The 20013-nt window shown below is 35.9% G+C and carries 22 protein-coding genes; 11 read left to right on the forward strand and 11 right to left on the reverse strand.

Annotation, left to right across the window (positions count from 1 at the left end):
* Nucleotides 1-813 carry a cytochrome c oxidase subunit II gene (locus AC6EIZ_RS10500; protein ID WP_498511068.1) on the reverse strand — a complete coding sequence of 271 codons (813 nt, stop codon included), beginning with the start codon at nucleotides 811-813 and terminating at the stop codon, nucleotides 1-3.
* Nucleotides 814-997: 184 nt separating this feature from the next.
* Between AC6EIZ_RS10500 and AC6EIZ_RS10505 the strand changes: the two genes are divergently transcribed.
* The 5 genes from AC6EIZ_RS10505 to AC6EIZ_RS10525 all read left to right on the forward strand — a co-directional run bounded on the left by AC6EIZ_RS10505 (nucleotide 998) and on the right by AC6EIZ_RS10525 (nucleotide 5420).
* Entirely contained in the window at nucleotides 998-1924 is a 927-nt protein-coding gene (locus tag AC6EIZ_RS10505; RefSeq protein ID WP_498511070.1) for a COX15/CtaA family protein, read from the forward strand.
* A complete protein-coding gene (locus AC6EIZ_RS10510) occupies nucleotides 1917-2912 on the forward strand; it encodes a heme o synthase (protein WP_498511071.1) in 996 nt (331 codons plus the stop codon). Before AC6EIZ_RS10505 ends, AC6EIZ_RS10510 begins: the two co-directional genes overlap by 8 nt.
* Before the next feature lie 99 nt (nucleotides 2913-3011).
* A complete protein-coding gene (locus AC6EIZ_RS10515) occupies nucleotides 3012-4025 on the forward strand; it encodes an ABC transporter ATP-binding protein (protein ID WP_498511072.1) in 1014 nt (337 codons plus the stop codon).
* Nucleotides 4026-4056: 31 nt separating this feature from the next.
* Nucleotides 4057-4911 (forward strand): ABC transporter permease, encoded by an 855-nt coding sequence (locus AC6EIZ_RS10520; protein ID WP_498511073.1) that lies wholly within the window; start codon nucleotides 4057-4059, stop codon nucleotides 4909-4911.
* A gap of 29 nt (nucleotides 4912-4940) precedes the next feature.
* On the forward strand, nucleotides 4941-5420 hold the full coding sequence (locus AC6EIZ_RS10525) for a hypothetical protein (protein WP_498511075.1): 480 nt from the start codon (nucleotides 4941-4943) through the stop codon (nucleotides 5418-5420).
* Nucleotides 5421-5476: 56 nt separating this feature from the next.
* Here the strand turns inward: AC6EIZ_RS10525 and groL are convergent, their stop codons facing one another.
* Entirely contained in the window at nucleotides 5477-7177 is a 1701-nt protein-coding gene (gene groL, locus AC6EIZ_RS10530; protein WP_498511077.1) for a chaperonin GroEL, read from the reverse strand.
* Between the two features lie 128 nt (nucleotides 7178-7305).
* Between groL and AC6EIZ_RS10535 the strand changes: the two genes are divergently transcribed.
* The 3 genes from AC6EIZ_RS10535 to AC6EIZ_RS10545 all read left to right on the forward strand — a co-directional run bounded on the left by AC6EIZ_RS10535 (nucleotide 7306) and on the right by AC6EIZ_RS10545 (nucleotide 9532).
* Entirely contained in the window at nucleotides 7306-7482 is a 177-nt protein-coding gene (locus AC6EIZ_RS10535) for a hypothetical protein (protein WP_498511079.1), read from the forward strand.
* Nucleotides 7483-7913: 431 nt separating this feature from the next.
* Nucleotides 7914-8933, forward strand: coding sequence for a tetratricopeptide repeat protein (locus tag AC6EIZ_RS10540; RefSeq protein WP_498511081.1), 1020 nt, complete (start codon nucleotides 7914-7916; stop codon nucleotides 8931-8933).
* Nucleotides 8930-9532 (forward strand): 2OG-Fe(II) oxygenase, encoded by a 603-nt coding sequence (locus AC6EIZ_RS10545; protein WP_498511083.1) that lies wholly within the window; start codon nucleotides 8930-8932, stop codon nucleotides 9530-9532. Before AC6EIZ_RS10540 ends, AC6EIZ_RS10545 begins: the two co-directional genes overlap by 4 nt.
* A 494-nt stretch (nucleotides 9533-10026) precedes the next feature.
* Here the strand turns inward: AC6EIZ_RS10545 and fabG are convergent, their stop codons facing one another.
* Nucleotides 10027-10779: a 3-oxoacyl-[acyl-carrier-protein] reductase gene (gene fabG / locus AC6EIZ_RS10550; protein WP_498511085.1), complete on the reverse strand. Its 753-nt coding sequence runs from the start codon at nucleotides 10777-10779 to the stop codon at nucleotides 10027-10029.
* A gap of 131 nt (nucleotides 10780-10910) precedes the next feature.
* Here fabG and ispD point away from each other — a divergent pair, with 131 nt between their 5' ends.
* Nucleotides 10911-11588, forward strand: coding sequence for a 2-C-methyl-D-erythritol 4-phosphate cytidylyltransferase (gene ispD, locus AC6EIZ_RS10555; protein WP_498511087.1), 678 nt, complete (start codon nucleotides 10911-10913; stop codon nucleotides 11586-11588).
* Here ispD and AC6EIZ_RS10560 read toward each other — a convergent pair.
* Together AC6EIZ_RS10560 and AC6EIZ_RS10565 are read right to left on the reverse strand one after the other, a co-directional pair.
* Nucleotides 11572-12447, reverse strand: coding sequence for a S66 peptidase family protein (locus AC6EIZ_RS10560; RefSeq protein ID WP_498511088.1), 876 nt, complete (start codon nucleotides 12445-12447; stop codon nucleotides 11572-11574). The two genes, ispD and AC6EIZ_RS10560, sit on opposite strands and share 17 nt — an antisense overlap.
* A 25-nt stretch (nucleotides 12448-12472) precedes the next feature.
* Complete coding sequence (locus AC6EIZ_RS10565) at nucleotides 12473-13339, reverse strand: 4-hydroxybenzoate polyprenyltransferase (protein ID WP_498513270.1); 867 nt, start codon at nucleotides 13337-13339, stop codon at nucleotides 12473-12475.
* 108 nt (nucleotides 13340-13447) lie between these two features.
* Here AC6EIZ_RS10565 and AC6EIZ_RS10570 point away from each other — a divergent pair, with 108 nt between their 5' ends.
* Nucleotides 13448-15082: a Ppx/GppA phosphatase family protein gene (locus AC6EIZ_RS10570; protein WP_498511090.1), complete on the forward strand. Its 1635-nt coding sequence runs from the start codon at nucleotides 13448-13450 to the stop codon at nucleotides 15080-15082.
* On the opposite strand, the gene AC6EIZ_RS10575 is transcribed toward AC6EIZ_RS10570, so the two are convergent.
* The 5 genes from AC6EIZ_RS10575 to petC all read right to left on the reverse strand — a co-directional run bounded on the left by AC6EIZ_RS10575 (nucleotide 15079) and on the right by petC (nucleotide 18878).
* Nucleotides 15079-15576, reverse strand: coding sequence for a helix-turn-helix domain-containing protein (locus tag AC6EIZ_RS10575; RefSeq protein ID WP_498511092.1), 498 nt, complete (start codon nucleotides 15574-15576; stop codon nucleotides 15079-15081). The genes AC6EIZ_RS10570 and AC6EIZ_RS10575 overlap by 4 nt on opposite strands.
* 118 nt (nucleotides 15577-15694) lie before the next feature.
* Entirely contained in the window at nucleotides 15695-16447 is a 753-nt protein-coding gene (gene cobM, locus AC6EIZ_RS10580) for a precorrin-4 C(11)-methyltransferase (RefSeq protein ID WP_498511094.1), read from the reverse strand.
* Complete coding sequence (lgt, locus tag AC6EIZ_RS10585; protein WP_498511096.1) at nucleotides 16444-17355, reverse strand: prolipoprotein diacylglyceryl transferase; 912 nt, start codon at nucleotides 17353-17355, stop codon at nucleotides 16444-16446. The genes cobM and lgt overlap by 4 nt, the downstream gene beginning before the upstream one ends.
* A gap of 13 nt (nucleotides 17356-17368) precedes the next feature.
* Nucleotides 17369-18301 carry a cytochrome f gene (petA, locus tag AC6EIZ_RS10590; RefSeq protein WP_498513272.1) on the reverse strand — a complete coding sequence of 311 codons (933 nt, stop codon included), beginning with the start codon at nucleotides 18299-18301 and terminating at the stop codon, nucleotides 17369-17371.
* Nucleotides 18302-18341: 40 nt separating this feature from the next.
* Nucleotides 18342-18878 (reverse strand): cytochrome b6-f complex iron-sulfur subunit, encoded by a 537-nt coding sequence (petC, locus tag AC6EIZ_RS10595; protein ID WP_498511098.1) that lies wholly within the window; start codon nucleotides 18876-18878, stop codon nucleotides 18342-18344.
* An 83-nt stretch (nucleotides 18879-18961) separates the two neighbouring features.
* Between petC and AC6EIZ_RS10600 the strand changes: the two genes are divergently transcribed.
* Nucleotides 18962-19324: a DUF3067 family protein gene (locus tag AC6EIZ_RS10600; protein ID WP_498511100.1), complete on the forward strand. Its 363-nt coding sequence runs from the start codon at nucleotides 18962-18964 to the stop codon at nucleotides 19322-19324.
* On the opposite strand, the gene tatC is transcribed toward AC6EIZ_RS10600, so the two are convergent.
* Nucleotides 19290-20009: a twin-arginine translocase subunit TatC gene (tatC, locus tag AC6EIZ_RS10605; RefSeq protein ID WP_498511102.1), complete on the reverse strand. Its 720-nt coding sequence runs from the start codon at nucleotides 20007-20009 to the stop codon at nucleotides 19290-19292. The two genes, AC6EIZ_RS10600 and tatC, sit on opposite strands and share 35 nt — an antisense overlap.
* Between the last annotated feature and the right edge of the window lie 4 nt (nucleotides 20010-20013).

The raw sequence follows: 20013 nt of genomic DNA on the forward strand, positions 1-20013 counted from the left end.
TTATATTGATTCTTTAGAGTTTTCTTTTAACCAAGTATCAAAGTCTTCTGGTTCATCAACTATCACGTTTGATCTCATTCCACCATGGTAAGGGCCACACAATTCTGCGCAAACAATTGGGAAATTACCTGCTTTTGTAGGAGTGAAATTTAAAATCGTTGGCTGACCTGGAATGACATCTTGTTTAAGTCTGAATTGAGGCACCCAAAAAGCATGTATTACATCTTTAGATTCCATTCTTAAACTAACTTCTTTTCCAACTGGAACATGAAGTTCTCCAGAAACAATGTCTCCTTTTGGATAATGAAAGATAAAAGCAAATTGCATTGCAGTTAACTCAATTGGTAATGAGGATGAATTTTCAGTAGATAAAGACTCAATTGGACCGGAACCAATCCCCCCCCAAACCCTCTCAGCCTGATTATCCATTTGCGCAGTGTGATCATGCATTAAAGGTTGCATACCACCCATTCGATCATAAATATCGTAGCTATATAAACCTACAAATAAAACAATAATTGCAGGAACTGCTGTCCAGAAAATTTCAAGAGAAATATTACCTTCTAAGTCAATCCCATCACCAGTTTCTCCAGGCCGTCGACGGAAATGAATGAGACTGTAAATTACTAAAGCAGTCATACCTATGAAAAGTATGCAGCCAATAATGAATAGGACTCGAAAGAGCTCATCATAAACAGGAGCATTTATGCTCGCGCTCACGGGAAGCATATCTATGTTGTATGCAATCCAAACTCCTCCTACTCCAAGAATTAAACTTGAAGCAAGAGTTAAGATGGCCGACAGTTTCGGCAAGAAGATCTCCTTTTCTATCTATAGGTTATGGGCAAAAGTAACTAATGTATCGGCTAATTGTTAATTCAAGATGAATAATTTTTTTTTAAAGAGAATCTTTATGTTGCAGTCCGTTTATTCAGGTGACGTGTACGAAGTAATCGCTACGTTGAATTAACAATGATCTTGATGGATTTTTGCATACGTGCAGGTTATTTATCAACCAAAGCCACGCTTAAGATTGGGACAGCTTGCTGCTCACGTGGTGGTTGCACTGATCGCTCTTGTGGTGATTGGCGGAGCGACCAGAGTTATGGAGGCTGGTCTTGCTTGTCCAGACTGGCCTCTTTGTTACGGATCGTTTTTGCCTGGTAGGCAAATGAATTTACAAGTCTTCTTGGAATGGTTTCATCGTTTAGATGCCTTCTTTGTAGGGATTGTTTTAATTATTCAATTTGCCTTTTCTTTGCGTTGGGCCAAAACTTTACCTAAATGGCTCCCTTGGACCTATGGGTTATTAACTCTATTGGTTGCTTTGCAGGGTTTTTTAGGTGCTTTGACAGTACTGCAATTATTGCCATCTGTAGTCGTCATGGCTCACCTTGCAGTTGCATTCACTCTTGTTTCGATTATGAGTGGTGTGACTCAACAATTACTTAATCCTGGTAACTCGATTTTTCCTCTATGGCTTCGTTTTTTTGGATTTTTAGCTCTTTTTTCAGTAATAGCTCAGTCTTTGATTGGTAGTAGGGTGGCAACCTCGTGGGCAGCTCAAAGATGCTTGGATTTTGGAGATTCATGCAATCTTTTAGTACTTCATCGGGCCAGTGCTATCCCAGTGAGCTTTTTGGTGATTTTATTTGTAATTCTTTCGTCTTTACAGAGAGATGTTTTTGTTAATCAATGGCCTTATCTTTTTACGATTATTTTTTTGGTAATCTTACAAATTTTTTTAGGAGTTTTTTCTATCCATCTAGGGATGAGTGAACCTAGTCTTATCATTGGTCATCAACTAATTGCCTGCTTGTTAGTTGCCTTGATATCGGCATTGAATTTTAAAGGTAAAGGAATTGATAAATCTTCTCAATCATTTTTTATAACTCAATCAACTTTGGAGACATGTCATGGTTAGCTCTACATCAGATTTAATCTCACAGCCTGTTAATCGAGAGGAAATCGTTCCTTCTAGAAAGCGTATTAAGCTACCAGCTTGGTTAGAGGTCGCCAAACCAAGATTAATCCCTCTATTACTTGCTACGACTGTTGGTGGAATGGCTCTTTCGGAGGAATGGCCATTACCCTCACCAAGATTGGCGTGCACTTTAGGTGGAGGAGCTCTTGCAGCAGCAGCAGCAGGAGCTCTTAATTGCCTGTGGGAACAAGATCTTGATAAGAAGATGAAACGCACCAGTAATAGAGCATTGCCTTCTGGCCGCCTTTCTCAGTCTTCTGTTTTTATTGGAGCAATTGCTTGTACACTTGCTGCTTCAGCTCTTTTGGTGAGTGGAGTTAACTGTTTAGCAGCAGGACTTACTCTCTTAGGACTTTGTAGTTACGTACTCCTCTATACAGTTTTCTTAAAACCTAGAACATCTAAAAATATAGTTTTTGGAGGAGTCGCTGGAGCAATTCCTCCCCTCGTAGGAGCTTCAGCAGCAGCCGGACATATTGGATTAGGTGGTTGGTGGCTATTTTCTTTGGTAATGGTTTGGACCCCTGCACATTTTTGGGCTTTGGCCATATTGTTAAAAGAGGACTATCGATCGGTTGGTATACCTATGCTTCCAACAGTAAGTGGACCTTTCGTTACCGCAAAAGCTATATCTGTTTATGCATATCTAACTGTATGTTTAAGTTTTTTAGGTTGCTTTGTTTTACCTGAAGGAGGCTTGTTATATGGAATGTTGTTGCTACCTTACAATTCACGACTTCTTCAATTGGTTTCCAGATTAAGAGATAACCCAGAGGATTTAGATCGAGCGAAGGCTTTGTTCAGGTGGTCTATTCTTTATATGTTTGGGGTTTGTTTTTTGCTTGTTATTAGTAGATTACATTTGGCGATTGTTTTTAATGACCAGTTAATAGGTTTAATCAAAGATTTTTCTATGGGATTTTCGTAAGCCCATAAAAAAAATATAAAAACTTTATGACCTTGGTCTCTAACATTAATTAGAATTTGTTGAACATATCATTTTATCTTTTCAGGGAATCTGTTCTAGATGTTTTTCATCCAACTAAGAGATTTATTTAAGTCATATGGCCCTGTAAGGGCATTAAATGGACTTAACCTTGAAGTACCTAAAGGTTCTTTGTATGGGTTGTTGGGTCCAAACGGGGCTGGCAAAAGCACAGCACTTAGAATTATATGTACTCTCCTTGCTCCTGATTCTGGTTATGTTGCAGTGGGTGGACGTAATGCCTTAATTGAGGAAAAAGAAATTAGGCGAAGATTGGGTTATGTAGCTCAAGAGGTTGCAATCGATAAAATACTTACAGGTAGAGAGTTACTACAGCTTCAAGGAGATCTTTATCATCTAGATAACAAATATAAGAGAGAAAGAATTGAAGACTTGATTCAAAGACTTGATATGCATGAATGGATTGATAGAAGATGTGGCTCTTTTTCGGGAGGTATGAAAAGAAGACTTGACCTCGCGTCAGGATTGTTGCATGAACCAGAATTATTGATTCTTGACGAACCTACTGTCGGGTTGGATATAGAAAGTCGATCAGTTATCTGGGAGTTATTGAAGGAATTAAAAAATAATGAAACTACCATACTTTTAAGCAGTCATTATCTCGAGGAAGTAGATGAATTGGCTAATGAGATGGCGATCATGGATAAAGGGAAAGTTATTGCTAGTGGCAAACCAGATGATTTAAAAAAAGAACTGGGTGGCGACAGAGTGACACTTAGGGTTAGAGAGTTCAGTGATGAAGTAGAAGCTGAATCTGTAAGGAAATTAATTAAAAATATTAATGGGGTGTCAAATGTAGTAGTAAATCAAAAACAAGGGTATTCCTTAAATTTTTTAGTGAAGAGTAATGATGTCATATCAAATTTGTCGAATCACCTATCAAAAGAAAATTTTGAAGTCTTTGCACTTTCTCATAGTCGACCAAGTCTAGATGATGTTTATTTGCAGGCGACTGGTAAAACCCTTATGGACGCTGAATTAGAACTTGCTGGTAAAAGAGATTTTAAGCTTGAGAATAAGAAATCAATGCGTTAATTGATTGTATTACTCCCAAATTATTAAACACATGATTACTACTAATCCATCAAGTCATATGGACAAACAATCTAGAAATGATTTGAATGAAATGCTTCAAGAGATTTCTGCATTAACTTGGAGGCTTTTTATTCAACTAATTCGACGACCTTCAACATTATTTGCAGGAATTCTCCAGCCTTTGATATGGCTTTTGCTTTTTGCAGCATTATTTTCTAATGCTCCAATAGATTTTTTGCCTGGGAGCAGTAGCTATGGAGAATTTCTTGGGGCAGGTTTAATAGTTTTTACTGCTTTTAGTGCTGCTCTTAATGCTGGACTCCCTTTGATGTTTGACAGAGAATTTGGTTTCCTTAATCGATTATTAGTTGCTCCATTGTGTAGCAGAAGTTCAATCGTAATTTCTTCTGTAATTTATATAACTACAATTAGCCTTTTGCAAAGTTTTGCAATAATGGCAACTTCTGCTCTCTTAGGTTATGGCTGGCCAAGTCTTGGAGGCTTTCTTGTGATAGCAATAACCTTATTGTTATTGGTATTTGCAATAACGGGCCTAAGTCTTGGACTGGCATTTGTTTTGCCAGGACACATAGAGCTAATTGCAATTATCTTCATAGCTAATCTACCTGTTCTTTTTGCTAGCACAGCATTGGCTCCCATCTCTTTTATGCCTGAATGGCTTGGATGGATAGCATCGATTAATCCATTAACTTTTGCGATTGAACCTATACGAATGGCCTACCACAATTCTGTCGATTTGAAGTCAGTTTTGATTAATGCTCCTTATGGTGATGTGAATGGATATTCTTGTCTCGCAATTCTATTTATTCTTACAGTTGGATTATTTTTTATTATCAGACCACTTTTAAATCGCAAACTTGCTTGATAATGTTAATTTAGCGATTTATAAGCATTTTGGAGTCTCGAAAGTATCAGCTACAGCAACAAATTATAGAAGCTCTAAAAGCTAATGATAATGATTTATATTCTCTCCTCAAATCTCAATGGGCACATCGTTTTGGAGTAGAAAGTTTGGAAGAATTGAAAAATCTAGATTTAAGCCAGGTGAATCAAAAACCTATTAATGTTGATCATCAAAAGGTTGATCAATCATTAGAAAACTGTCAAGAGGTTAAAAAAACAGTCACTTTTAAATACGATGATAATCAAGAACTAGAAACGAAAAAAGAAGTAACTGAGTCCATGAATGATGAGATCCACAAATCATTTGAGATGAAATCATATGAAATAAATAATAAAGAAAATTATCAAAAAAAAGTTATAAATACAGTTAAAGAAATAAAAACCCAGCCAAAGTTAGAGGCTCTTATCCCCTTACCTCCTAAACCTAAATATGGTTATCTAAGAAAGTGGATGATTAAAAATATTTACTAATGATGCTATTAATTTATATTTATTTCTGAGATTAATAATTTACATTTTTTACTTTTTTACATCATCCCTGGCATACCCATACCACCCATACCACCCATACCACCCATACCACCCATACCACCCATACCACCCATACCACCCATACCACCCATTGGATCTCCACCATCAGCACCTGGAGCTGCTGGTGGTTCAGGTTTGTCAGCAATTACGACCTCAGTTGTTATAAGAAGTGAGGCTATTGATACAGCATCTTGAAGAGCAAGCCGAATTACTTTTGAAGCATCTAAGATTCCTGCTTCAAGTAAATCCACGTACTCTCCAGTTTGTGCATTAAAGCCTTTGCCTAACCTTTTAATATCTGATACAACAACATCTCCATTAAATCCAGCATTTATGGCTATCTGTTTTGTTGGGGCAGTCAATGCTCTTTTTATAATTTCAACTCCGGTTCTTTGATCACCTTCTAACTTTTTAGATAAATCTTCAAGCCCTTCACTTAGTTCTAAAAGAGTTGTTCCTCCACCTGCAACAATACCTTCTTCAATAGCTGCACGAGTTGCATTAAGAGCATCCTCAATTCTGAGCTTTCTATTCTTTAACTCAGTTTCAGTAGGAGCCCCAACTTTAATTACAGCTACACCGCCTGCAAGTTTTGCGATTCGTTCGTTTAACTTTTCTTGGTCATACTCAGAATCTGTTTCTTCTAGTTCTCTCTTTATTGAGGCAATTCGATTAGATAGTTCGGTATTTTGATTCTCATTCGCGACAATTGTTGTGCTGTCTTTTGTAATTGTCACTCTTCTAGCTTTACCAAGGTCAGAAATTTGAACTTTCTCAAGACTCATTGCTTTGTCTTCGCTTATTAATGTGCCGCCAGTTAATACAGCAATATCTCCTAAAGCCGCTTTTCTCCTCTCGCCAAAAGAGGGAGCTCTAACTGCTGCTACCTGTAAAACCCCACGGTTTTTGTTTACAACGAGTGTAGCTAAAGCTTCACCTTCAACTTCTTCGGCAAGAATTATTAAGGGTGTTCCATTCTTCTGAACAGTTTCCAGAACTGGAATTAGATCGGCAATGGATGAGATCTTTTTGTCAGTGATTAATATCGATGGATTTTCAAATTCACAAATTAATCGATCTTCATCAGTGACAAAATATGGTGAACTATAACCTCTGTCAAATGCCATCCCCTCAGTAATGTCTAATTCAGTGGCTAATGATTTTGATTCCTCAACTGTGATTACTCCATCAAAACTTACTTTGTCTATTGCATCAGCAATCATTAAACCTATTTCCTCGTCTCCACCAGCACTAACTGTAGCAACTTGTTTGATAGCATCACCACTTACTGTTTTGCTTTTTTTCTTTAAATCATCGACAATTTGAGCGACAGCCTTTTCCATTCCTCTTCTTAGTTCGATTGGGCTTGCTCCCGCTGCTGTATTTCTTAAGCCTTCTTGAACCATATATTGAGCCAAAACTGTTGCAGTGGTTGTTCCATCCCCTGCTTTTTCTTTGGTTTTTGATGCGACTTGTTCAATTAGCCGTGCCCCAATATTTTCAAATGGATCTTCAAGATTAATTTCCTTAGCGATAGTTACTCCATCATTGACTATGTCTGGGGCTCCAAATTTTTTCTCAATAACAACATTTCTCCCTTTGGGTCCAATTGTGACTTTTAGTGCATTAGCTAAGTTGTTTACTCCTTTTTCTAGAGCACCACGAGATTCGTCTGAAAAACTTAGAAGTTTTGACATATTTAATTTGAATTAAACTTAATCTCCCATAGGAAACACACATTAGGGGAGGCTAAATAAGTGGGGAAAGCCGAATTGTAATTTCGAAAATATTCCCAATTTTTGCAGAAGGTAGTTAGTGTCAAGATATGAACGATCCAGGAGCTTTATTTTTTATTCTCATGGCTGGGTTGGCCGGGACTATGACTTTGATTTATTTCCCTTTGAGGATATTTCTTACAGCTACGGCAAGAAGCAGAAGATTAAAATTATTGCAACGCATAAGAAAATTGAGGGATGAATTAGGACAGCCTATTCAAAATTGATAGCTGCTCAACTCTTGTTCTTAAACGAACGGTAGACAGCATTCAAAATTTAATTAATAACAATAGGAGTCAGCGATTTCGATCTTCGTTTTTGACTCAGACAAAAATAATTTAAGATTCTCCCCATAAAGTATTTGCAGACGTGTTTTTTCTCATTTATGGGGGCAAAATGCCAAACGAGCCAAAGAATCAAAAACAGGTTTAAATAGACAAAAAAAGGCGTGGGCTGATTGGTTAGCAAATCATCCAGATCAAAAGGATTGGGATTACCAGTTTAGAGATTTAGGAATTAGTGGAAGAAAAAAACTCCAAAGATGCCCAAGTGAATAGTTCTAATACTGAATATTTCTTTTAATCGAATTCCCTTACAAAACCATTCCTCATCAACAAGAAAATACTATGATTGAAAAAATCCTCAAAAGTTAAAAAGAATGGAAGGGTTTGAAGAACAGCATGAATCTAATAATAAAAAATTAAGCAATAAAATTAACAAATTTTCTCAAGAACAAATAATTAATAAAGCATTTAATTTGCATAAGAAAGGTAATATTTTAGAAGCAACAAAACATTATCAAGAGTTAATAAATCAAGGATGTAATGATTACAGGATTTATTCTAATTATGGAGCAATTTTATTAAGTAATGGGAAAGTTCAAGAGGCAATGTTTTCTCAACGCAAGGCGATTGAGCTTAGCCCTAATTCCGCAGAGTTGCATTCTAATCTAGGACACATATTAAAAGATCTTGGTAAATTAAAAGATGCAGAGTTGTCAACTCTCAAAGCAATTGAACTGAATCCTAACTTAATAAATGCTTATATCAATTTAGGAGAAATACTGAGCAATCTTGGCAAATTAAAAGATGCAGAATTATCTACTCGAAAAGCAATTGAACTGAATCCTAATTTTGCAAACGCTCATTCAAATTTAGGACTCATATTAAAAGATCTTGGCAAATTAAAAGATGCAGAATTATCTACTCGAAAAGCAATTGAACTGAATCCTAATTTCGCAAATGCTCATTTAAATCTAGGAATCATATTGAGAAATCTTGGCAAATTAAAAGATGCAGAATTATCTACTCGAAAAGCAATTGAACTGAATCCTAATTACTCAAAGGCTCACAATAATTTAGGAATCATAGTTAGAGATCTTGGTAAATTAAAAGAAGCAGAAATATCACTACTCAAAGCAATTGAACTGAATCCTAATTATGCTGAAGCACATTACAATTTAGGAGCTACATTCTATGACCTTAACAACCTAGACAATGCTCTTTCCAGCTTTGAAAAAGGTCTTGAGTTGAAAAGGGACTGTAATTTATGCCTTGCAGGTATTGGAAAGGTCTTATTAAATCAAGGGAATCATGCTGAAGGCTTACTCAAGCTAAAAAAGGGGGAAGGATCAATTCACTTTGACCTCATCAATGGTTTCTCTATCAGTGAAAAATGAAAAGAACAGATTTAGGTAAAACAAATCTTTCTCCAAATTTTATTGGTTCCTGGACAATAGAACCTTCCATTTGTGAAGACATAATTTCCTACTACGAGAATAACCAACAAAAACAAGTTCAAGGTCGCACAGGAGGAGGAGGAGCTTTAAATCTAAATGTTAAAGATAGGATCGACATAAGTCTTTCCCCTAAAGAACTAATCCTTCCAGAAAATAAAATATGTAAAATATACTTTGAAAGTTTATTTGAATGTTATAAAGACTATAATAACCAATGGCCATTTCTTTCATCAATCGTTAATCATTTGGATATAGGTAAGTTTAATATTGGTAAATATATGCCTGGACAACACTTTCAAAAAATGCATTGTGAGAGAGCTGGTCTTAATGGTCTTCATAGACTTTTAGCATTTATGACATATTTAAATGATGTAAAAGAAGGTGGCTCAACTTATTTTAATCATTATGATTTAGATATAAAGCCAAAGCAAGGTTTGACTTTGATTTGGCCTGCTGAATGGACACATTCTCATAAAGGTAATGTATTAAAATCAGGTCTAAAGTATATAATTACAGGCTGGCTATGTTTTCCAAAATGACTACTGCTACATGTAAATACGACTGATTAAATTTATTTTTAAATTGATTAAATGGTACTTATTCTCTTAGATTTTTAGGGATGAGGATAAATTTAATCTCATTTTTTTAGTCCAACAAAGTTCTGCCATCGGTTTCCATTGCTTGATATGTTCGCCTACCAAGAGATGACTCGAGCTCCGCTTTTTCATGAGGTACAGATTGATTTAGAAGAGTTAATAATTTCTCAAGCTACTGATTTAAATAATAAAGGGGTTTATTATTTATTTCTAATATTTAATTTTTGGTAAATACGGTTTTTGTAAGTAGCCTTGTCTTTTATTTTCTTAGAAATAAGTCTTTATTTTGTTGCACAGATTTAGAACTTAGTTTTATCAGTAACCATTACTTCAGGGAGAGAATCTTAAATTATTCTTGTCTGAGCCAAAAAAGAGAGATCTAAATCGTTAACCCATCTTGTTATTAATTGCATTTTGAATGCTGTCTACAGTTCGTATTAGCTCATGACCATCCCACCATCAACTTGAATTGTCTGACCTGTTATGTAGGCAGCTGAAGGATCGGCTGCTAAAAATGTCACTGCTCCTGCAACATCCTCGGGGTGCCCAAATCGTCCAAGCGGTATGGCAGAAAGAATTGATTCACTATTCAGATCTTTTGTCATATCAGTTGTAATAAAACCTGGAGCTACTGCATTTACAGTAATCCCTCTGCTTGCAAATTCTTTTGCAGCACTTTGTGTAAGACCTATCACTCCTGCCTTGGCTGCAGAATAATTTGCTTGTCCTGGGTTTCCCATTAACCCAACTACAGAAGTTATGTTGATAATTCTTCCTTTTTTTTGCTTCAACATCTGCCTAGAAACTGCTCTTGTGCAATAAAAAACACCACTTAAGTTAAGGTCTAAAACTTTTTGCCAATCGTCAGTTTTCATTCTCATTAACAGACCGTCCTTTGTTATGCCTGCGTTATTGACTAGAACATCAATTTTATTATTATTATCCAATACTGTTTTTATTAATTCATTTACAGAGTTTTCATTAGAAATGTCAGCTTGAAGTGAGTAAGCTTTGCCTCCAAAGGAGTTTATTTCTGATACGACTTTATTTGCATTCTCCAAAGATGAAGAATAATTGACGATTACTTCTGCTCCTTCCTTTGCCAAAAAGATTGCAATAGCCTTACCAATGCCCCTGCTTGCACCAGTTACAATTGCAGTCTGACCTTCAAGTGATTTTGATAATGTCATAATTTTATGATTTTATTTAACTTACTATTGAGCTACTTGTTTTTTGAAAAGACTTTAACCTAAGAGAGTAAAAATAGTTATTTTTACTGATCGAATATATTAAATGAATAATTAATGGAGAGGGATCAGTTTTGCATTTGTTAATTGCGGCTGCAGGAAGCGGAAGTCGAATGGGTGCTGATAAAAATAAGCTCCTTTTAAAGGTTGCAGGTAAGACGGTTTTAGAGTGGACTTTGCAAGCAGCTTTCGATTCTAAAACAATTACTTGGATTGGAATTATTGGACAACCGAAAGACAAAAACTCCATATGTACAATTCTTGATGACTCAGTGAGGTCAGTTCAATGGATCAATGGTGGATCAACAAGACAGCAGTCAGTTCAGCTGGGATTGGCTGCCCTTCCAAATGATGCTAAGTCTGTCCTAATTCATGATGGAGCAAGGTGCTTGGTGAGACCAATCGTTTTTGATGAAATCTCAAAGATTGTTACCAAGGGGCAAGCTGTTATTGCTGCTTCACAAGTAACAGACACAATAAAAAAGGTTGATAAAGATGGTGAGATTATTGAGAGTCCTCCTCGCTCAGATCTATGGGCAGCCCAGACACCTCAGGGCTTTCCAGTATATAAACTCAAGGATGCTCATAGTGAAGCACTCGCTAAAGGATGGAATGTTACTGATGATGCATCATTATTTGAACGCCTGGGATTGTCAGTGAAAATATATGATGCAGGACCTTCAAATATTAAAGTTACAACTCCATTTGATCTTGCAATAGCAGAATCTTTTTTATCTACTTTAAAAGACTAAGTCTCCCTTTATCGCCATTCAATATAGCTTGACAACCTACTGGAAGTGATGCGTTACCACAACAGTGTCCAATGGGCAGGTTTGAAACAATTGGGATTTTAAGGTCTTGTGTTCGATCTTTGAAAATATCCAGAAGCTTAAACGTCTTTGTTTTATCGACGTTATCCTCATTATCACAATATGTAAACGAGCCAAAACCTAAGCCAGATAGCTGTTGTAGAACACCAGCCAACCTTAAGTGAGTTAACATCCTGTCAATTCTGTAGGGAGCTTCTCCAATATCTTCGATGATTAAAATTGATTTTTTGAAATTTGGTAGATGTTCAGTACCAATTAAGTGAGTCAGTACAGTGAGATTTCCAACTATTAGGTGCCCCTTTGACACCCCGCCTCCCCATGGGTCCCCATAAATATCTGGTACGCAATTACCAAACAAAATGGATTTAAGCCTTTCTTTACTCCAGTCAGGTTCGGCCCCCAACGTTGTGATTAGTGGACCATGAACTCCTCCCTGGAATCCACCTGCTAGTCGAGCAAGAAGTAAGGAAGTCAAATCAGAAAAGCCAATCATCCAACCTTCTTTCCAAGGTTGTTTTTTTTCTAGCAATCTTGCCGACCCCCAACCACCTCTAGCAAAAGCTAAAAGAGGGTAATGATTGTTTGGGTGTAATTCATTAAATCTAACTTCATCATCACCTGCTAAGTACCCCCATGACCTGCCTATTATTTCAATATTGTGACAAATTAATCCCCACTCCTGAAGAACTTTGATCCCAGAGTGAAGATCTTCTTTTTTCGTTATTGGAGAACTTGCGGCAACTATGTGGAAAAGATCGCCTTTTTTTAGAGGCTTAGTCATTTGTGAAGCTTGCTAAAGAAATTGATTAAATAAGCTTGCTGAAGATCATGCCAAGAAGTAATAAACTTCCAATTCGTACTTGATTGCTGAAATGCAAACCTGAGGTTTGCATACCTTTTGATCTTGAACTTAATAAGAAAGCCTCTCTTTGCATTCCAAAAGTAGTGATCAACCAAAAAGGCCAATATATTAATCCTAAATTTGCTTTGAAAGCAGCAAGAGCTAAAAATAAACAGGTTAAAAAGTAGCAAAAAGAAACTGTTTTTATTGACTTTTCTCCGAGACTGATCGCACTACTATTTAGACCAATTATTTTGTCTTCAATCTCATCTGCCATTGCATAGACAGTATCAAAGCCGAAAGTCCAGAAAACAGTTGCAAGCCAACAAAATACTAATGTTACTCCTCCTTTTATAGAAGATTCACTTGCTGCCCAAGGAATTAAAACTGAAAATCCCCAGCAAATAGAAAGAATAATTTGGGGATATTTAAACCATCTTTTTGCTGATGGATATAAAAGAATAAAAGGTAATGAAAACGATGCAAGTAAAAGGCATAAATTTCTACTTTCTATTGGGATTGAAAGAACTACTAAAAGACTAAAAAATAACATAGCAATTAGGAGTATCAATGCAGTCTTTAGAGATACTTTGCCATTGGCCAAGGGTCTTTCTTTTGTTCTTATTACTTTCTTGTCAAATTTTTTGTCCCAAATATCATTAGCGATACATCCAGCACCACTTACAAATAATCCACCTAAAATTATCAAACCCAAAACGAATAGATCGGGAGGGGCTGTAGGAGTTAACCAAAGCGACCAGCCAGCAGGAATGAGAAGTATCAATCTTCCGCTTGGCTTGTTCCATCTTAGAAGTTGAAAAAAATATCCCATTTTTTGGAAAAAAAGATTATTCACGAAAATTCAATTGATAATGATTTAAAAGATCTTCTCAATGGGGTGCTGAGAGTGTCAGAGTGTTGAGGTTAAACCTATTCTTCTATGTTAGGTGACTCAATAAATAATTTCTCTGAAAGGAATTCTATTGAATTGGATGTGGGAGAACATCAAGATGCTGAATTATGTCGTGTAGCAACAATTGATATTGGCACCAACTCAACTCATTTGTTAATTGCAAAGCTTGAGCGAAAATTAAATACTTTTAGTATTGAACTTGCAGAGAAATCGACAACAAGACTAGGTGAAAGAGATCCTGATACGGGAGAGCTTACTTCCCTTGCTATGAATAGGGCTTTTTCAACTTTAAAGAGGTTTAAGGATATATCTGAAAGTCATAAAGTTGAGAGTCTTATTATTGCAGCTACAAGTGCAGTCAGAGAAGCACCAAATGGGAAAAACTTTATTTCTGAAATAAAAAAGAAGATAGGCTTAGATGTTGAATTGATAAGCGGAGCAGAAGAAGCAAGATTGATTTATCTAGGAGTGCTTTCAGGGATGCAATTTGGAAATAAACCTCATCTTGTTCTTGATATTGGAGGAGGTTCTACAGAATTAATCCTTGCTGATAGTTCTGAGGCAAGAGCATTAACAAGTACTAAGATTGGAGCAGTAAGATTACAAAGAGAATTTATTAAGAAAGATCCAATATCCTCTCAGACTGAACTTTTTTTAAGATCATTTATCAGAGGCTCTATGGAATCTGCAATTGATAAAGTCTTTAAGAGGATTGAAGTAGGTGAAACACCAGTTTTAGTTGCAACAAGTGGAACTGCTATGGCTATTGGGGAATTAATATCTAACAAAGAAAATCATATTCAATCAAAATTACAAGGATATAAAATCTCAAAAAATAATTTGGATATAATTGTTAGTCAGTTAATAAAAATGAAACCTTCTGAACGGAGTGAATTATCCTCATTAAGTGAAAGAAGATCTGAGATTATTGTGCCCGGTGCTTTGATTTTACAAACTATAATGAATATGGTTAATGTTAATGAAATTATTTTAAGTGAGAGGGCCCTTCGAGAAGGATTAGTTGTTGATTGGATGTGTAGAAATAATTATCTTAAAGACCAGTTAAGCTTTCAAGGATCAATAAGAGAAAGAACAGTTATTCATCAATCGAAAAGATTTGGTGTTAATTCAAAACGATCAAAAAGGGTATCAGAATTTGCCCTTACTTTTTATGATCAAACTAAGGGGATTTTGCATAATGATAATGGTGAAGGTAGAGAACTTTTATGGGCAGCAGCTAAACTTCATGCTTGTGGGAAACATATCAATATAAGTTCCTATCACAAGCATTCTTGGTATTTAATCAAACATGGAGAGCTCCTGGGATATTCTCAAAGTGAGCATTTAATGGTCGCGGCTATTGCAAGGTACCACAGAAAAAGCTTTCCAAAAAAAAGACATGAATCATGGCAATTATTGGTTAATGAAAGTCAAAGAAGTTTGGTAGCAGACATGTCTTTACTTCTTCGCCTTTCATGCGCTTTAGATAGAAGACCAGAACCTTTGATAGAAAAGATAGTTATTGAAGCTAATAATAAAAAAGTTAATATAGAGATGATTCCTAATAATTTAGGCCAAAACTTAGATCTTGAGAAATGGAGCTTAACTAATACAATTTCACTGATTAAGAAAATTAAAGATGTTGATATAAGTATACTTTAAAAATATATCTTATTTTCTAATAAAAAGATATCACTTTGCTGGGTATTAATTGAATTACTTCTCACACCTTGAACCCATTTTAATACCATAATTGAAGTAAATAATCCTAAAGTACCCGATAAAATTACCATGCTGAATTGATTGAGATTTCTATTTTTTCTGGTATTTTTTTTCTTAATTATAGTGGTCGGTTTAGGCTCATTACTTTTCTTTTCATTAAGTTTTTCAAGAATGAAACTTGTATCTAAGTTCAATTTCTCTGATATTCTTCGAACCATTGCTCTAATAAAAACTTTTTCAGGAAGAGCGCTTTCATTTCCTGATTCAAGTGCAATTAATTGTTCTTTCCCAATTCTAAGTGATGTAGATAGATCCTCTAATGAAAGATTTCTTCCTTGTCGAGCTTCTCGGAGGAAATCACCTACTGCTTGTAATGCAGTTTTTTTCTCTGCGACATAAGTACTATCGCTTTTTTTTTCTTCACTTTTTTCCAATTAAAAACCTTTTGGGTATTAATTTCATTCTAAAGGCTCTGTAAAGTCGTTTGTCTCTAAAAGATCATTTATCTCCGGCTTTATAGATTTTTAAAACATATTCCTTAGTTTTTGTTTTCTAACTTGGTCTAAATAAATGAGAATGGGTTGGATTGTAAAGTTTTGATCTATTGCCCTCTACCTTTAATGTTGGACTAATTATATATAACGTTGTTCTAATTAAATTTTTTTCTTGAGATGTTTTTGCCATTTCCTTTAAAGGTATAATTTTTATCCATTCGTCTTGCCAAGTTACTCTATATGCAATAGCTACAGGAGTATTTTCAGGATAATACTTTATAAGTATGGATTGAACTTCTTCCACATGTCTTGCACTTAGGTAAAGACATAAAGAAGATTGAATAGATGCTAACTTTTCAAGACTTTCCTTCTCAGGTTTCCCTGTCCTGCCATCAGCTCTGCTGAGTATTATTGTTTGGGTTAAACCTGGAATCGTTAGCTCGAATCCTAGAGTTGCTGCTGTTGCTTGATATGCACTTACGCCAGGAATTATCTCTACTTCAATTCCTTCATCATTTAACCTACATATTTGTTCAGATATTGCTCCATATAAACAAGGATCTCCATCATGAAGACGAACAATCTTCTTACCTTCTTTATGCTTTTTGATTAAGACCAAAATTATCTCTTCTAGTGTTAATGAGCTTGTCTTTATTTTTTCACAATCATCTTTGACAAGGTTTGATAATTGTATAGGAATTAAAGAGTCTGTCCAAACTAAAACTTCAGCTTCTTTTAGTCTTTGGTGAGCTCTTATTGTCATCAAGTCTAAAGCGCCAGGTCCAGCCCCAACAATTGAAATTGGACTCATAGATTTCTCCTATGCCTTGAAGAAGGATCAGGAAGTGCTTTTTTAGAGATGTAAATTCTCCAAAACCCCAATAAACCTATACTTATCAAAAACATGCTAATCAATTGTGCTACTCGAATCCCTCCCGAACAAAACGGTGGTATTCCTCCTAAGCAGAGAGGATCTGTTCTCAAAGCCTCAATCCAAACTCTTCCTAAGCTGTAAGTAATTAAATATAAACAACTTATGCTGCCAGAAGGGAGGCTAAGTTCTCTTTTGTTTGACTTTTGAAAAAGAAAAATCAGTATGCCAAAAACAAAAATATTCCATATTGATTCATAAAGAAAGGTAGGGTGAAAATAATCTTGTGTTAAGAAAATTTCTGGCCTAAATTTATAAGGTATAAATAATTTCCAAGGTAAGTCTGTAGGTGTTCCAAAAGCTTCATTGTTGAAAAAATTTCCCCATCTACCTATTGCTTGGCCTAGTGCAACTGAGGGTGCCAAAACATCAATAACATCCCAAAAAGGCTCTTTTTTCCAGCGGCAAAAAAATATAAGAGATAATGTTCCCATTATGAGTGCCCCATGAATTGCAATTCCTCCTCCCCAAATTTCTATCGCTCGGGGAATAGGAATATTTAAGTTTAGGAAATTAATAGAGCTCCAGAAGTTTGTGCCAGTGTAGTTTCTCCATTCAAATGCAACATAATAAATTCTTGCACCAATAACAGATGCCAAAACTAAAATAGGAAGCAAATCATTAATGAGGCTTTTTTTTAAGCCTTTTTTTAAGGCTAATTCACTTGATAAATTTAAACCTACTAAAACCGAAATGGCTATTATAAATCCATACCACCTCAATGAAAAAGGCCCTAGTTGAAGCAACTCAGGCCCTGGTGATCTAAGGGCTAAAAAAATATGATCCATCAATTATTTGAATTTATATTCCTTCAGCAGCTTGAACTTTTTCAACTTGTTTCTTTTTAAGAACAAGCATTATTTGTGATAACCCAACTCCTATAAAGAAAACTATCATTCCAATAACTCTTGCCTTGCTTTGCAAGACTATTTCTTTATCAAGTTGGCCAAAACCTCCAACATTTGGGTCTTCAGTTAATTTTGCACCTTTCTCGATAGCTTCACCTTCTTTTACTAATAATGAAGTCCCTGCAGGAATGTTTTCAGCAAAATTTTCCCCCTCTTCATTATTTAGATTAATAATTTGTGTTCCATCTTCATTTGTTTCGATTGAGGTTATTGTTCCTGAATTGGTTGCTGTAAATAAATTGTTATTACTCTTTTCACCAGTTGGATAAACTTGTCCTCTTCCTCTATTACCTCCTATGTGAATTGAATACTTTCCAAAGTTAAAATTTTTGTCTTTTCTAGGATCAGGGGAGAGGACGGGGAAGACAATCTCTCTGTTTTGATCCCCAGGCAAAGGGCCTACTAAAATAATATTTTCTTGTTCCTCGCTGTATTGAGTGAAGTAAACACCTTGTGTTTCTTCTTTTATTTCATCAGTCCATCTTTCTTGAGGGGCAAGCTTAAATCCATCGGGAAGCATTACAACCGCTCCAACCTGGAGAGGAACTTTGCTGCCATCAGCTCCAATTTCTTGCAGATCCTTTTTATAAGGTATTTCTACTACTGTTTTGAAAACACTATCAGCAGCAACAGCCTGAGGCACTTCAGCTCTTGTTGGCATACTTGCTACGTGACAATTAGCGCAAACAATTTTTCCTGTTGCCTCCCTAGGATTTTCGAATTTTTGTTGAGCCCAAAATGGATAAGCCCAACTTGGTTGAGGGATTATTAGTATTGAAAATCCAATAAAAACTGAAAAGAGAAATAGTCTTAAACAACGAATCATGGATTTAGAAGTGGTATTGAAGGTTTTTTTCATTTATTTATCAACCCCACCAAGGATCAGTACCAGTTCTGAAATCGGTTTCTGTCCATTGACTAACTAGAACTTGATCATCCTCGACTGAGACATGAGCTATGGCTAATGATAGAGGGGCTGGACCTCTTACAACTTTTCCTGTGGAATCATATTGACTTCCATGACACGGACACATGTATTTATTTGCTCCACTATTCCACGGCACTACACAACCAAGGTGAGTACAAATTGCATTGATTCCGTAGCTAGTAATAGCATCTTCACCCTCAACTATTAGGTAGGTTGGATCACCTTTAAGTCCTTGGACTAAGCTTCTATCACCAACTGGATGGGTTGATAGCCAACCACTTGCACTGACAGCATTGCCTAATTCATCTTTTGCATTTGTTCCACCACCTCCACCACCAGCCCTATATGGAGTGAAGTATTGAGCTACTGGATATAGCGCCCCTAAAGCAACTCCTGTAACGGTGCCAAAGGTAAGCAGATTCATGAACTGCCTTCTGCCCATTGAAGGCACATCTGCAGTTGTCATTTGTGTCATTACACACGTTCACCTATATAAAGATATTAGACCAGAATGGATGCATAAAGGGCTACTAATCTCTGCTAAGACTAGGTTTTGAAATGAGTTTTGAATTTAATTCGTCAAATTCTGCTGGTTACTCTTCTTCAATTCCATTGGAAGCAGAAGAAGTAATGGAGTGCTTAAGAAGGCGCTGGGGCGTAACATATGATTTGCGTTTGTTAATAAAAAGAGACCAGATATATTTGCAAATGATGTGGGGATTTTTAGAACAACAGTCTTTCCCAATCGATGAAGATACCTTTAAAGAAAACTTAAATCGAACCTTAGAAATAATTAACCGTGCAGGTCAATCAAATTTTGTTAGAAATTGGCTTGAAAATGTTCAGGCTAAACCAAGACTAGGTAAAGCGATTACATTAGCTTTGCCTAGGGATCAGAGGATGGGCGAATTTGTCCTTTGAGATTTTTTGTTAAGGCAACTAAACCAATTCCAATAAAAAACAAAAAAGTTATCGATGTTGATAAAAGAAGCATCGTTATGGGATCGGTTGATGGAGTTAAAACAGCTCCTGCAATGGCTGAGGCCATTACTACGAATCTCCATGCAGATAACATCTTTCTCCAAGAAATTATTTCAAAGAAACCTAAAATTAATTGAAGTATTGGTAGTTGGAAGGCTAAACCAGTTGAAAGCATTAGTAGAAGGACAAAATCTAAATATTTTTCTATTGACCATAGTGGTTCAACCACATCGGCCCCATAATTTATTAGAAATCCTAAAGCCGCAGGTATCAAAGCCTTCCAAGCGAAGAAAATTCCTAAGAAAAATAAAATTGCCGAACCTGCAACTGATGGTGCTATAAAAAGCTTCTCTTTTTTTGTTAGACCTGGAAGGATGAACTTTAAGAATTGGTAAAGGATGAAAGGAAGAGAAAGAGTAAGCCCCCCATAACCTGCAACTTTTATTGAAGTAAATAAAAATTCACCAGGTGCTACTTGTAAAAATTGTATTTTTCCTGCTGGCATCTCTAATGCTTGTACAAGTTCCCTAACAAATAACAAGCAAAAGCCTGATAGAAGAAGAACGGCAATAAGACTTTTAAGGATCCTTTGACGAAGTTCTTCAAGATGATCAACAAAAGGCATCTCA

Source organism: Prochlorococcus sp. G4PB16 (assembly GCF_059772465.1).